Annotated in this window: 11 protein-coding genes; 4 read left to right on the top strand and 7 right to left on the bottom strand. The window is 56.0% G+C overall.

Annotation, left to right across the window (positions count from 1 at the left end):
- Positions 1–58: 58 nt before the first annotated feature.
- Both GMST_RS14120 and GMST_RS14115 read right to left on the bottom strand, forming a co-directional pair.
- Positions 59–502, bottom strand: a complete 444-nt coding sequence (locus GMST_RS14120; RefSeq protein ID WP_183355332.1) for an SRPBCC family protein — start codon at positions 500–502, stop codon at positions 59–61.
- A 44-nt stretch (positions 503–546) separates the two neighbouring features.
- Positions 547–1,005, bottom strand: coding sequence for an SRPBCC family protein (locus GMST_RS14115; protein WP_183355331.1), 459 nt, complete (start codon positions 1,003–1,005; stop codon positions 547–549).
- 85 nt (positions 1,006–1,090) lie between these two features.
- On the opposite strand from GMST_RS14115, the gene GMST_RS14110 reads away from it, so the two are divergent.
- Entirely contained in the window at positions 1,091–1,540 is a 450-nt protein-coding gene (locus tag GMST_RS14110; protein WP_183355330.1) for a winged helix-turn-helix transcriptional regulator, read from the top strand.
- A gap of 458 nt (positions 1,541–1,998) precedes the next feature.
- Here GMST_RS14110 and GMST_RS14105 read toward each other — a convergent pair whose 3' ends face one another.
- The gene (locus tag GMST_RS14105; RefSeq protein ID WP_183355329.1) at positions 1,999–2,253 is read right to left on the bottom strand and encodes a DUF3553 domain-containing protein; all 255 of its coding nucleotides are present in this window, start codon (positions 2,251–2,253) and stop codon (positions 1,999–2,001) included.
- Positions 2,254–2,396: 143 nt separating this feature from the next.
- A complete protein-coding gene (locus GMST_RS14100; RefSeq protein ID WP_183355328.1) occupies positions 2,397–2,597 on the bottom strand; it encodes a cold-shock protein in 201 nt (66 codons plus the stop codon).
- 351 nt (positions 2,598–2,948) lie between these two features.
- Between GMST_RS14100 and GMST_RS14095 the strand changes: the two genes are divergently transcribed.
- Positions 2,949–3,860, top strand: a complete 912-nt coding sequence (locus GMST_RS14095; protein ID WP_183355327.1) for a lysophospholipid acyltransferase family protein — start codon at positions 2,949–2,951, stop codon at positions 3,858–3,860.
- A complete protein-coding gene (locus tag GMST_RS14090; RefSeq protein WP_308936497.1) occupies positions 3,833–4,177 on the top strand; it encodes a DksA/TraR family C4-type zinc finger protein in 345 nt (114 codons plus the stop codon). Before GMST_RS14095 ends, GMST_RS14090 begins: the two co-directional genes overlap by 28 nt.
- 228 nt (positions 4,178–4,405) lie before the next feature.
- Here GMST_RS14090 and GMST_RS14085 read toward each other — a convergent pair whose 3' ends face one another.
- Positions 4,406–5,551, bottom strand: a complete 1,146-nt coding sequence (locus GMST_RS14085) for a DEAD/DEAH box helicase (RefSeq protein WP_183355325.1) — start codon at positions 5,549–5,551, stop codon at positions 4,406–4,408.
- Between the two features lie 321 nt (positions 5,552–5,872).
- Here GMST_RS14085 and GMST_RS14080 point away from each other — a divergent pair, with 321 nt between their 5' ends.
- On the top strand, positions 5,873–6,679 hold the full coding sequence (locus GMST_RS14080; protein WP_183355324.1) for a ferritin family protein: 807 nt from the start codon (positions 5,873–5,875) through the stop codon (positions 6,677–6,679).
- A gap of 168 nt (positions 6,680–6,847) precedes the next feature.
- On the opposite strand, the gene GMST_RS14075 is transcribed toward GMST_RS14080, so the two are convergent.
- Together GMST_RS14075 and GMST_RS14070 are read right to left on the bottom strand one after the other, a co-directional pair.
- Positions 6,848–7,066: a hypothetical protein gene (locus tag GMST_RS14075; protein WP_183355323.1), complete on the bottom strand. Its 219-nt coding sequence runs from the start codon at positions 7,064–7,066 to the stop codon at positions 6,848–6,850.
- A 328-nt stretch (positions 7,067–7,394) separates the two neighbouring features.
- Complete coding sequence (locus GMST_RS14070; RefSeq protein WP_183355322.1) at positions 7,395–12,986, bottom strand: PDDEXK-like endonuclease domain-containing protein; 5,592 nt, start codon at positions 12,984–12,986, stop codon at positions 7,395–7,397.
- Between the last annotated feature and the right edge of the window lie 74 nt (positions 12,987–13,060).

The raw sequence follows: 13,060 nt of genomic DNA, 5'->3' as shown, positions 1-13,060 counted from the left end.
TCGTCCTGACGGGTGGCGGAATCAGAGAGCAAGTCCTCGGGTTCTGGTTGGCCTGCCCCTACCAGGGGCTTGGCTGAGGCTCCCCTGTGGTGATTAACCGGAGCAGGTTGCCGCCCACCAGCAACCCCCATGCGTTGGAACAGGCTTCGTGGCACTCGAAATCCGGAACCAAACCACGATGGGTGAAACGAAGTTCCGTCTGGTCCCCTTTTGGGGCGATGTCAAAGATGATGTCCGTTCCCTGCCACTCGCTTTTATGTTTGACGAAGGTAAGGTTGGCATCTGACACGTGCCACACCACCTTCTTGCCGGGAATCAGTTCGGTGATGGTCTGCTCGGAATAATGGATGCCCGGGACGCTGTAGGTGAAGATGTCGCCGGGTTGGTCGGTACCGCCTGCGATGTCTCCCGACCACCAGTCCCGAACCCTGTTGACGGCGGCGAAGACTTCCTGGGGACTTTTATTGACCAAAAAGGATAGGGAATAGCTTTGATCTTTCATGGCTTCCTCCTGGATCCTCAAGCTGCAAAACGTTCGATATCGCTCTAATTCCAGTTGTCGATCTTAAGATCGCGTGGTGAAGGCTTCCCCTTGCCCGTTTCCAGGTACTCGCGGAGGCTCAAAAGGAAGGTGGCCCACTTCATACTGCAATGATAGGTAGCCTCAACCGCCTCGCGCCAGTTTCTGTGCCCGAAAAGTACGATGGTCTGGTTATCCTGCTCAGACAGCTGGAAGGTGATCTCGGTCCCCACCCATTCCTCCGGCCCCGCTTCGCAGCGCCAGCGCACACCCTTGCTGTCGTTGAGCTCTTGCACTTCCATAACCATGCTCCCTATGAGCTCGCCCGTTTGGGCGCAGAAACGAAATTCGATCTTCCCTCCGATCTGCGTTTCTCCAAGGACTTCCTCGGTCCACCAGCTTCTTAGTCCTTCCAGGGATGTCAGTGCCTTATATACCTGAGCTGCGGGGGACTTGATCCCGATTCGATGTACGATGTCTACCATGATCATTACCTCCTGTTGTGTGCCCTGATTCAAACGGTGCGCTTTTCACTTGCATTTTGCAAGTGAAAATATCTACCATGGGGCTATGAAAAAAACCAAGGACAACCTTCGATCGCACTGCCCCGTCAATTATGGGCTGGAGGCATTTGGAGACCGATGGGCGCTGCTGATCCTTCGGGATATTGTGTTTCGAGGGAAGCACAGCTACGGGGAGTTTCTCAGATCGGAAGAAGGATTCTCCACCAACATCTTGGCCTCGCGCCTGGATCACCTGGTTGAGACAGGCATTCTCCGGCGCGAGGAGCACGAAACCGATGGCAGGAAGGAAAGCTATTGGCTGACCGAGAAGGGTCTGGATCTTATCCCCGTGCTTTTCGAGATGATTTTATGGAGTGCCAAGTACGATAGCCAATCCGAGGCCAAACGCATCATGCGGCTGGTCGAACTCATCAGGGATGATAATCGCAGCATAAGTCAGAAAGTTATGGAGCAGGTAAAACGGGGCGAGGCGATTGTTGCCGAATACCTGTCGTGACACGAGGGTCTAATCCTTTTTTTGCACGCTCTCCGTCTCCCACCGGGAGAGGGTCGGGGTGAGGGCGCCGCACCAGACAGACGGTCGATCAGGCGCCAAGCTCGCAAGAGATTGGTAGACACTTCGGGCTCAGTGACTCAGGGGTTTCCAAGGTCAGCGCAAGGCTCAAGAAAGACATAGAAAGCAACCCCGATTTACGTTAGTGAATGAAGTCGCTACAGCCTTAGATAAGGGCAATGTCAAGCTCTGACCCCTTAGAAGTTCTAAGGCACAAACGAGCGGGGACAACTAGAGCGATAACGGGCTTAGACAAGAAAAGGGCTTCCGAGGCATTCTCGGAAGCCCTTTTCTTTCGCCTGGAGCTGCCGGCTCCCCTCCCACAGGGGTCTTACCAAAGGTAACGGCCTGAAAAAGGCCTGCAAAAGGGAAGCTCTGCCCCTTCGGAAGCTGCGGGCCGTTTACTTTTTCTCTTTTTTCACCTTTTTCACCTTGATGGGCGTCTTTGCCGCGACCTCCTGGCCGGCACCGGAATCCGGGAGGTACAACGACGACAGAGCCGGCAGAAGACATTCCCAGTGGGAGTTGACTATCTTCCGGATCATTCCGTCGTTGAAATGAACGGTCGCTTTGAGGGGAGTCACCTCAACCACCTTGCCTATGCCCCATGCATTTGCCTCGGAATGGCTTACTACGTCACCTCGTTTGATGGACATTTTCCTCTCCTAACCTGGTTTGGCACCGGACATGGGCGGCAGGCGAAAATAAACGAGGCCCCTGACGAACTTCAGGGGCCTCGGCCCGTTGCAACGGTGATGGGACGGCTGCAGATCGCGCCGTTTTTGGCGCTGGGTGGTTTCTAGAGCTTTTTCACGTTGGTAGCCTGCAGACCTTTCGGCCCTTTGGTCACATCGAAGGTGACGTCATCCCCCTCGACCAGTGATTTAAAGCCGTCGCCACTGATCGCGGAAAAGTGGCAAAAAACGTCCTCGCCATTTTCCTGCTCGAGAAAGCCAAACCCCTTACTGTCGTTAAACCATTTAACTCTTCCGTTTGCCATGTGCTTTCTGTCTCCCATATTTTCTGTTTTAATCCGAAACATTTTAGAATTTAATCAACATTATCAGCTTTGAAGCGGCAGCGCAAGGTTATTGACATCACGAATAAACTGTAAATATCTGGAGACATGAGCTTTTCGATCCTTTAAAAAAGGATTCGCTCCTGGATCAAATTGAATATTACCGGCGACTTGAATCAATTTGTTCGTTCAAAATACAGAGTCTCCCGCCCGTACAAATAATATTATTGCTATTACATTTATACACCTGCATTATGGATCGACGGTTTATCGGGTGAACTACCGGGGATGCTTACAGCTCAGCGTGCCGAAAGGCCTGAGAGAGAGGCGGATATGAAGCGAATCTTCTGGGCGGCTCAAGCCGTCGCATTTTATGGCCTCACCCTGGGCGCCGCGCTGATGCCTGCCGTCTTCCTGGAGCGCTGCGGCGCCACCGTCGGTTTTGCCATCTGCCGCCTCCTCGCCGCGCGCCGCATGATCGCGCTCGACAACATAAACCGCGCCCTCCCCTTTCTGGAGCGCCATCCGCTTTGGGCTCCCTGCTGCGGGGATGTCCAGGAACTGGTCCAGGGGACCTTCGACAATATGGGGCGGTCCCTTATAGAGGTCTGCCGGCTCTACCACGACGTGGGGGAAGAGGTGGTCGCCAACGTGGTAATGCGCGGAAGCGAGCACTTCGAGGCCGCCAGGGACAAAGGGAAGGGGGTAATTTGCCTGAGCGGTCACTGCGGCAACTGGGAGCTGATGGCGCTGGCCCTCAGCCGCTTCCATGGCGACGGGGCCGTTATTGCCAGGCGGCAGAAGAACCCGTATCTGAACCGCATGATCGAACGGATGCGCATGCACTACAAGAGCCGGGTCATCTACAAGAGGGGTGCTCTCAGGGCGATGCTGACCGTACTGAAGCAGGGGCATTTCGTGGGGCTGCTCGCCGACCAGGCGGCCTCTCCCGAAGACGGCGTCCTCATCGATGTCATGGGGCGCAAGGCCTGGGCCTCGAAGGCCCCGGTGCAGATCGCCCGCAAAAGCGGAGCCGCGCTGGTTCCCGTCTTTATCCACCGGGAAGGTGAGCGGCACGTGATCACCTTTCTTCCCGAACACCAGTTCGGCTTGGACCTGAGCGAGGAAGGGATCAGGGAAGAGATCCAGGCCCTGTCGCGCTACCTCGAAGATTTCGTGGCGGCCCACCCCACCCAGTGGTACTGGGTGCACCGTCGATGGAAGCGGGCCGGCGAGGCCGCTTAGGGAGGCGGCCGTTCCCCCCCGCGAACCGCCTACCCCAAAAGGAAAGAGTCATGGCGGTAGGTTGGTCGCGTGACGAGGCTGTTCAGGAGCAAATAGACGCCACGGTAGACTCCGCGCTCGAGTTGGCCAAGAGCCGGTTACCGCACGGGGAGAGTCTGACGCATTGTGCGGAATGCGAGGATCCCGTACCCGAAGCGCGCCGCAAGGCGCTGCCGGGTGTCCGGTATTGCGTGAGATGCCAATCGGAACACGAGAAAAAGCTGAAAGCGGAAGCCCTCTACAATCGGAGAGGTAGTAAAGACAGTCAACTGAAGTGAGTGCCGCCCTCACGGCGCCATGCGGCACCCTCTCGTGGAATTGTACCGAGCGATGTCCCTGGTCAAGCTACATCACGAAGTAAAGAGAAAGCCCGAAGCCACAATGGCTTCGGGCTTTTTTCGGCTGACAGCTCGCAAAGGATCAAAGAGGAAGTCCTCAGGTGGATAAAGTTGCCACAGTGCAGCCTGGCACCGGCGTTTGCCTTGGCAGCGGAGAGCCCGTACGGCTCAGCAACCGGAGAGGTCGAACTCGCTGCTGTCGATGCGGGGAAGCCGCCTGCCGAGCCGCTTTTCGATGACCCTGAAGTGTTGCAGCTCTTCGGGGGCAAGCAGCGTCACCGCGACACCGGGGTTCTCGGCGCGCCCGGTTCTGCCGATACGGTGCAGGTAGTCGGTCGGCGAGCGCGGGAGTTCGTAGTTGACCACATGGGGGAGATACGGCACGTCAATCCCGCGCGCGGCCAGGTCCGTGGCGACCAGCACCCGCAGCTCCCCGGTTTTGAAGGCAGCAAGTGCTGCGGTTCTCCCCCCCTGGCTCATGCCGCCGTGGAAGGTGGCCGCGGCGATACCGTTGTCACACAGCTTCTTCGTCACGTTGTCGGCCCTGCGCTGCGACGAGGTGAAGACCAGCACCTGTTTCCAGCCGCCGTCTTTTATCAGGAACCGCAACAAGGGTCCCTTGCGGGCGGCAGCGACCTCGTAGACATCTTGGGCGATAAGCCCCGGTTGCGAGGGCTCTTCCCCAAGTTCCACCCGCAGGGGGTCCCTCAACCGGCTCGCCGCGAGCCCCTCCAGCTCCGCAGCGAAGGTCGCCGAGAACATGAGGTTCTGCCGTCTCTGCGGCAAAAGGGCGAGAACCTGACCGAGTTCCTCGCGGAAATCGTCCCCGTAGAGCCGGTCCGCCTCGTCCAGCACCAAGGCGGCTACGCCCGAGAGCTGGACGCTCCTTTTGGCGACCAGCTCGAGAAGCCGGCCGGGGGTGGCGACCAGGAGCTCGATCCCTTTCAGGAGGATCATCTGCGGGTTGATGGCTACCCCGCCGAAGACCGCACCGGTTTTCACCCGGGGGGTCAGATGGCGGGCGAACCGGTTCGCCACCCCCTCGACCTGAGCGGCGAGTTCGCGGGTCGGCACCAGGACCAAAACCCTGAGCGTCCCCCGCGCCTCGGGGGCCTGGGACCGGATGAGCTGCAGCAAGGGGAGCACGAAGGCGGCAGTTTTGCCGGAACCGGTCTTTGCGATGGCAAGGAGATCCCTCCCCTTAAGGATTGCGGGGATGACCTTTTTCTGAATCGGGTACGGGTGCTGGAAGCCGGACTGGTCGGCGAGGGCGTTCAAAAGCTCGGGGTGCAGGCCAAGAGAGGCAAACGACATCGGTGTAACTCCTGTAGGTGGGCACGAAAAGATCACAGGAAGTCCCGTGGCTCACCCCAGTGCTTATAGCACGCGGAGAGCTCCGGCGACAATCGCTTTCCTATTCCCGGGTACCGAGAAAAACGGTAAGCCAGATCATCAAGACAGTCTCGACAAAAAGTGTTTTTTCAAGACCTGGCACCATAGCCGGGTACCGTGAAGCCGGCGGGAAACAGCCGCACACGGGAAGGCGTTATGTCGAGCCGCCCCCACTAGCACTGGACAGTAACACCCCCGGCAGGTTATAACCTCTCCTACGGTTCCACACAGGGAGGGTTAACGATGACGGCTACTACCGGCGGAAAGGACAGCACCCGCCTCCCCTCCGATCTCTTGGCGATTTTGGATCGCTGCGCGCAGATAGAACTGAAGTGCGCCCAGGTCTACCAGAGGTTTGCCCAGATGCACGCGGAGTTCCCGGAGATACAGACGCTCTGGTTCAAGACTGCGCGTGAAGAGGAGGCCCACGCGGCGCAGTTCAAGATGCTCGCCAAGCTGAAGCGAAGCGATGTCGCCGGCCTGTCGGTAAACGACACCGACACCCAGGCGGCGCTCGAAGCGATGGACCGTCTTCTGGAAAGGATGCGTACCGGATACCTGGATCCGGAGCAGGCCCTGATGCTCGCCATCAAGCTGGAAAACCAGGCGGGAAAGTTCCACTCGAATTCGGTGGTGATTTGCAGGGATCCTGAGTTGAAGAAGCTCCTCGATGCCATGATGGGCCACGACCAGGATCACGAGTCCGCGCTAGCTAAGGCGCTGGTCGAGATCAAGCGCAGACGGGGCAGCGGGCTTACCGAGGTGCTGCAGTTGGTGGAACGCCTTGCCGAGCAGATCGACGCGGCAGGCCTCACCCCCATGGATACGCTTAAAGCCGTCCTCAGGTTCGAGCACCTGGTGAGCAAGCAGCTCCTCACGGGCCAGGCAGGCAAACGGGGAACCGAGCTGCAGCTCATTCTGAAAGACATCATGGAGAAAAACAGCGCACAGTTGCAGCTTATCCACCAGAGACTGGAGCGCTTCGAGGCAGGGGCGGACGGGAAGGTGGCCGAGGAACTGCGCCTGCACAGGACCGAGCGCCGACAGTAGCGCTCCCCTCGAGAAAAGCACCCGCCCTCCGGGTCCGGCTAAAGAGTGCCCGGGGGCAAGCCTGAAAGCCAAGGCGATTTCGGCCAAGCAGACAACAAAAAAGGGCTCGCGAAAACGTATCGCGAGCCCTTAGTTCGTCTGGGGACCTTCGACTCCGCTCCACTCCCCTCAGCCCGACCGGGAGTCGTTCTGGATTTGCGCCGACCCGGCTGCGACAATCGTTTTATTTCTTAAGCAGCGTCTGAGTCTGATGTTGTCTGCCGTAAGGATCAGGAGCAGGAATGAGGTGAGGATATCCACCCCGCGGCCACCGGCGAAGTGCCAGAAGGCCCAGGCGAGGACGGAAATACCAGCTGCTGCCAACAGGATAGCCAGCGAATCACGCATACTAGCGCCCCCTTATGAGAGCCTGCAGGAGCCAAGGACGGTTGAGATTGAAATGGTCAGCAGTGAATAGAACATCTGCCATAGTTACCCCGCCTGCAACAGATCTTCCCGTGGCAACGGAGTAACCCAGGGGTTTCCAATGTCAACGTAAGGCTTAAGAAAGACATAGAAAACAACCCCGGTTTACGTTGCGTAGTGAATGAAATCGTTACAGCCTTAGGTAAAGGCAATGTCAAGCTCTGCCCCTTCGGAAGTTCCTGAAGTCCGACGCTTCCTGCTCCGGTTCCGCCCAATGCAATCAGGAGGGCGAATCTGACTGCCCCCCCCCTCAACCTTTTCGCTGTATCTTAAGGACCCGTAACACCCTCACAGGGCTCCCCTTCACCTCAAGCTCAGTTTCATCACCGACTGTGCAGTCAAGAAGGGCCAGAGCTAATGGTGTGCTTTCGTTTATGAGATTCAGGCGCGCATTGCTTTCGCTATCGACAATCATGACTGTGTGCTTCTGATCAGGTTTATCTAGGGCACAATAGGTAACCGTGTCTCCAACCTCCACATACAGATCTTCGACGGTAGGGGACACGTCCACCTCAGCCCCAAGAGCCTCTACTGTGGTTTCTGTGGCGCGTGCCCCCTCTATCCCCGGCAAATCCTCCACAAACTCCTCGTACTCGAATTCCGAGGCAGGTTCGGCAGCAGACTCTGCGCGGCGACACGCAAGGAACTCTAGAAGCCTTGCGGATTCCTTTCTTGGATTATAAAACCATTCGGTAGACCAAATTCGCCAAATGCGCCCCTTCCATCCAAGGGATTCCAAGACCGACTCCCGTATCCGATCCCGATCACGTGCAGATCTGCTCGAATGATAGGTGACACCGTCACATTCTATAGCTGCCAGATATTCACCGGGACGATCCGGATTCCGCACGGCAAGATCGATAAAGAACCCAGCGACACCAAGTTGGGGGACGACTTCATAGCCGCGGCAACGCAGGAAATCACCAACTGCAAGCTCAAAGTCGGAGTCCGCCTCACGCTCGGAGAGGTTAGTATCAGTAAGTATTCCACGCCTTGCAAAATCAAGATAGTCCTTAAGAGCCTTCGTTCCATCAGGAGTCTTCGTATCTATGACAATGTCTTCTGGAAGCATGGAGGTGAAGAGTTCGAGCTTCCGACGTGACCGAGTGAAGAGAACATTTAGACGCCGCCACCCATCAGGACGGCTAATCGGCCCGAAGTTTTGCCTAGGTTTTTCGGCGCCTGGAGCTTTTCCGAATGTGGTAGAGACGAAAATAACGTCACGCTCGTCCCCTTGGACATTTTCCAAGTTTTTAACAAAGAAAGGCCACCCATTTTTTTCCCAATCCTCAATGAAATGTTGGGCTTCAGGAAGATTGCGCAGCCTTTTGTCCAGCATGTCTTCCACGAGTTCACGCTGAGTCTGGTTAAGCGTCACGACACCGAGAGACTCCTCGGGGAATTTCACCATGTGGTCGATAACTGAGTCAACGACACACTGCGCTTCCGGCACGTTTTGCCGGTCTTTATAGACTCCATTCTTGACGTAGCGGTACCTCACACCCAGCCTGCTGTTCCTCTCGAAGGGCGCAGGGAAGACCACGAGCTTGCTATTGTAAAAGTGGAAGTTGGAGAAGGCGATCAAGGATTGATGTTGGGAGCGGTAGTGCCACTTGAGGGTACGCACTGGATGAAAAAGCTGCGAACAGATATCTAATATGCTCTCAGAACCAGCCAGTACAGCAGGAGCCTCGTCGTCGTCTTCATCGCCGGAATCGAGCATCCGGTCGAAGAAATTGGTCGGCGGAAGCTGCTTTGGATCCCCCACGACCACGAGTTGCTTACCGCGGGCTACCGCCCCCAGAGCATCTTCGGGACGCAACTGGGAGGCTTCATCCATTACCACCATATCAAACTCGAGGCAACCTTGCTCCAGGTACTGTGCTACCGAAAGGGGCCCCATCATGAAGCACGGTTTCAGGGCCTGTATAGCTCGGCCGGCACGCCTGATCAACTGGCGAATTGCAATATGCCGACGCTGCTTACCCAACTCGTTGCGGAGCAGGTTCATCTCAGTCCGATCGGACGCTCGGTAACCACTATAACCCTCAGGAACCGTTTTCGCCCTGTCGATAGCATGAGCAAAACTTTTTCCAGTCAGGCTGATGATCTCTTTATCGAGAGCCGCGAACTCTGAACGGATGTTCTCGTGAACGGTTCCAATAAAGTTCTCCAACTCCGGGTATTTTTTATAAATTTTTCGTCCAATGGAGCGGTAGGTTACATACTCGAAGGTTGCCCCGACCACGCCCGGAACCAGTGCCTTTTGCTCCAAGAAATGTACAAAATTCCCCAGCCCCAGTTTCTTGCTCTGTTCCCGCTCAAAAATATACTTCGACCAAGGTAGAACTGCCGGTACATGGCTAGCAGCAGCGTTCACTTTCTCAAAGACAGTGCTTGCCAAAATCGAGGTTTCTTTTCCTGTTACAGAGGAATACCATTCGTTGTGTTTGATCGTACCGAAACGCTCCAGTTCATTTACCTTTCCCCGCACATTGTCGCGCAGGGAGACGATCTCGCAAAGCTGAATTGCCGCCCAAGCAAAATTCCCAACAGCCTCCGGCTGTAGCAGAAATCTTTGCAGCAATGAACTCCGGATGGCTAGGTTCCCCGCCACCTTCGCCCCCCAAGCTACCGTTGCTGTCAGGGAATCGAGATCGGTTTCAATGCCTTCGAAAACGTCGCCAAGCATAGCCGTCACTGCAGGATCACCCGCAATGCCGCAGATAATATTCTCCGCATCTTGCCGCGCGATTAGGCCCGTAGTCACCTCTTCGGTTGTCTTCCCGTCCCGTCCGGCTCGGATCAAGAGAGAAGTGACTGAGGCGGCAGCGGCCACGCGCGCCGAAACCGCCGAAAGATAGGCTTCCCACCCCCCTACGTGATTCCCTTCCGGCAAGGCAGCAAACTTCTGGAGAGCCGCATCTATTCGTACCTTCAAGTCGACGAAGTTAACGAGATCACCGACCGTGGCCGCTCCGACGCCGAAGACAGAAAGGTTTTCGGCCAAGGTACAAGCTGAGGTCCCGATGCCGGAAACCACGCCAAGGAACTCCTTCCAATAGTTACAGGGAATAGTTTCGATCCCCGGAAGGAGTCGGCCTACGTCATGGGCTATGCTCTGAACGCCCGTTTCCAGGGCATCGAAGTCCCCCCTGACGGCTAAGAGCTCTTTCTTCGCGTTCAGAATCTCCAAGGCTCGTTTTGGCGCAACGTGCGGCCTCACGTACTGCGAAAGGGTGTCCACGGCTCTTTCTAAACGATCCGACAGCTCATGTAGTTCGGAAACGAAAGCATTCCATCCTTCCCTCTGCAGCAATGAATCAAGACGATCTTTCAGTGGTGGAACGAGGTCACCAGCCTTCTGGCTGCAGACAACCGTCTCGCCGGCAATTTCTTGCAAACGGTGCGAGAGAGCGGCGAGTTGCAGGATTTTCCTTGAGTCGAGGGCCGAAAGATCGCATGACTCCAGCAACCCGGGGTATCGCAACATCTCCCCTTGGCTCTCCGAATACCATCGGTGCAGTCGCCGCACCTTTCCGAAATCGCTGTTCATACCGGTAAAGAGGGGACCGAAGGTTTCCTTAAAGTCGGAGTTCTCGACAAATGCAGCACAATCTTCCTGCCATCTAACGATGGATGAGAGTTGAGCCTCATACTCTGATGCTTTTAGCTTCTGCTTCGATTTGGAAATCCCTTGAAAAAGTTTCCTCGCGTTGCGCCATTCGCTGCTCAAAAAGTTGAAGAGCCCGTCCCCTCGTCTGAAGGCTCGGATGGCGCTTTTCAGCTCCTCTTGGGAGGGGAGCGCGTCGAGGTGAAAAAGCACGTGAAGAGCTTCTCGTTGGGATTTCTCTGATTTCTGTGCCTCCTCAGCCGTTGACATCAGCTCCGCAACTCGGTGATACGCCAGCGAAGGCCGCCGGAAGTCTAAAAGATCGGCGGGAGCCTCAGCCGAGACACGTGCCAAGACGCTTAGGTGCATCAGTGACCGCCATGCCCCGTCGAACGGCAGGCCCAGCTGCCGGGCGTACTCTCCCGCCTCATCGACGGCGCGACTGACCCGAGCAGCGAGACTCCTTAGCTCTTTGTAGATTGCATCCAATTGGAAAAGGGGCAGATCGAGCGGCAGGGAATCTGTGTCCTCAGATGCCTTCGCGAGTACACCGTCGTCGATGGAAACACCGGCAACTATCCCCTCTATACCGTCGCTGCACCTGAGGCTAGCGAGAGCCGAGGGGGAGCCGTTGAAATCGATATTTCGTTTCTTGGCAATCTCCTCCACCTGTAGCAGCGAGGCCTCTAAACGGGATATTTCCCGCGATAGAATAGCTGCTCCTTCTCTGATACTTTCTACAGTTCGATCATGCACAACCAGCGGATGCATCTCGACTAACTTCCGCTGCAGGTTCTGGAGTAGTGAAGGGGTAACTTGTGTAAAGCTGTAAGTTGGAGCACATGCTGCGCCGAATTCCTCGATTGAGGTTTCTGCAGCGGTTTGCCATTCGCGCAGCAACTCCAGAGGAGCTGCCAGCGCCGACGGAGAGAGTTCCTTACGGGCAGCCGCCAGTATCGGCTCCGCCGTCTTCCAGTCCAAATCGCATACAGGAGAGAGTAGACCATCAGCTTTCTCATTGAGCTCCCTAGCCATTTGGACCTTGTGGACCACCTGGTTCAGAAGATCCGTGCTCTTTTTCCCCAATGGGTCCTGCAAGTTAAAAGCCTTCGGGAGAAGGTCAGCCTTAAGATTCTCTGGAGGCGCCGGCAACTCAGTCATTGTCTCATGCCAAGTACGTAAAGCGGCAAGTGACGGCTCCTTCTGATCCCCTACCTTTTCCTGATATTCCAGCACATGAAGGAGTAGCTTATCCGCCAAGGCCAAGGCCTCGGAAATGATCCGGCCAATGGTCTCATCATCTCCAGGAGCAAAGGGGTTTGCCGTAAACCCCCACCAGGGATGTGAGAGATCGAAGGCGCCAATGCTCTCGTACAACTGTCCGAGAGTATCAAGCTTGGCCCGCCTTAATTCGATGTCATCATAGGTCCAGTGCGAGGCATCCGCAAGGAAGACTGACTGAACAGCGGTGGCGAAGTCGCCGATGGTTTGACGCTGCTTCTCATTGCGCCAGAAGATGTCGTGGACACTGAGGTTCAACCTGTTGCCAATGACCAACGACATCAGTTCGGCATAGCGGTTCAGCTCCTTTTTGTGCCGACGTAAGGTGAGAATCTTATCCTGCAACTGCTGCGGAGGACGGAATATCGTATCGATGCGATCCTGAATCTCCCCCAAGAGCTTTTTCTTCTGCGTCTTATGACTATGGAGCTCCAGACAGAAGCAGCCGAGGTTCGCCTTGTTCAATCGGTGGCGGACAACCTCAAGCGCGGCCAGCTTATCGGACACAAACAGGATACTTTTCCCTTCCTTAAGCCCGGCGGCTATCACGTTTGTGATGGTTTGTGACTTTCCTGTGCCGGGGGGGCCATTGATAACAAGGTTCTTTCCCGAAAGGACATCGATGAGGGCACTGTGTTGAGAAGAGTCCGCATCGAAGACCACTGGCAGTTCAGCCTGTGAATGAGCATCTACGTCATAATCCTCAGGGAAGAGACTCCCTCCCTTCCCTGACCCACCGGAAAATATCTCTTGGAGGAGTGGATGGCAGAGGAGACTCGGCCATTTTTTCGGGTCGAGATCATCCCATATGGCCAACTTTCCGAAGGAAAGGAAACCAAGAGTAAGCTGGTACCTGACCGCCCACCTCTTCTTATTTTCTATCCTGATTAGCGCGAATCTTCCGCTGCTGCGGCTAGTGCGACATTCTCTGCCATTGGTAGCATGCATAATCACGGCAATTTTCCTCATAGGAGTGTGCCGTGAAAATGAACCGTCTTCAGTTCCAGCAAGGCCTTAGCCTG

Origin of the sequence: Geomonas silvestris, from assembly GCF_014193515.1 — a bacterium.
GTDB classification, from domain to species: domain Bacteria; phylum Desulfobacterota; class Desulfuromonadia; order Geobacterales; family Geobacteraceae; genus Geomonas; species Geomonas silvestris.
The sequence above is the reverse complement of the archived record's forward strand: the minus strand, read 5'-3'. Positions and strand labels throughout refer to the sequence as shown.

Coding starts and splice junctions, on each gene's coding strand:
- GMST_RS14120 (WP_183355332.1), bottom strand. CDS start 502: ATGAAAGATCAAAGCTATTCCCTATCCTTTTTGGTCAATAAAAGTCCC.
- GMST_RS14100 (WP_183355328.1), bottom strand. CDS start 2,597: ATGGCAAACGGAAGAGTTAAATGGTTTAACGACAGTAAGGGGTTTGGC.
- GMST_RS14070 (WP_183355322.1), bottom strand. CDS start 12,986: ATGCATGCTACCAATGGCAGAGAATGTCGCACTAGCCGCAGCAGCGGA.
- GMST_RS14090 (WP_308936497.1), top strand. CDS start 3,833: ATGGAAGCGGGCCGGCGAGGCCGCTTAGGGAGGCGGCCGTTCCCCCCC.
- GMST_RS14085 (WP_183355325.1), bottom strand. CDS start 5,551: ATGTCGTTTGCCTCTCTTGGCCTGCACCCCGAGCTTTTGAACGCCCTC.
- GMST_RS14115 (WP_183355331.1), bottom strand. CDS start 1,005: ATGGTAGACATCGTACATCGAATCGGGATCAAGTCCCCCGCAGCTCAG.
- GMST_RS14080 (WP_183355324.1), top strand. CDS start 5,873: ATGACGGCTACTACCGGCGGAAAGGACAGCACCCGCCTCCCCTCCGAT.
- GMST_RS14105 (WP_183355329.1), bottom strand. CDS start 2,253: ATGTCCATCAAACGAGGTGACGTAGTAAGCCATTCCGAGGCAAATGCA.
- GMST_RS14110 (WP_183355330.1), top strand. CDS start 1,091: ATGAAAAAAACCAAGGACAACCTTCGATCGCACTGCCCCGTCAATTAT.
- GMST_RS14075 (WP_183355323.1), bottom strand. CDS start 7,066: ATGCGTGATTCGCTGGCTATCCTGTTGGCAGCAGCTGGTATTTCCGTC.
- GMST_RS14095 (WP_183355327.1), top strand. CDS start 2,949: ATGAAGCGAATCTTCTGGGCGGCTCAAGCCGTCGCATTTTATGGCCTC.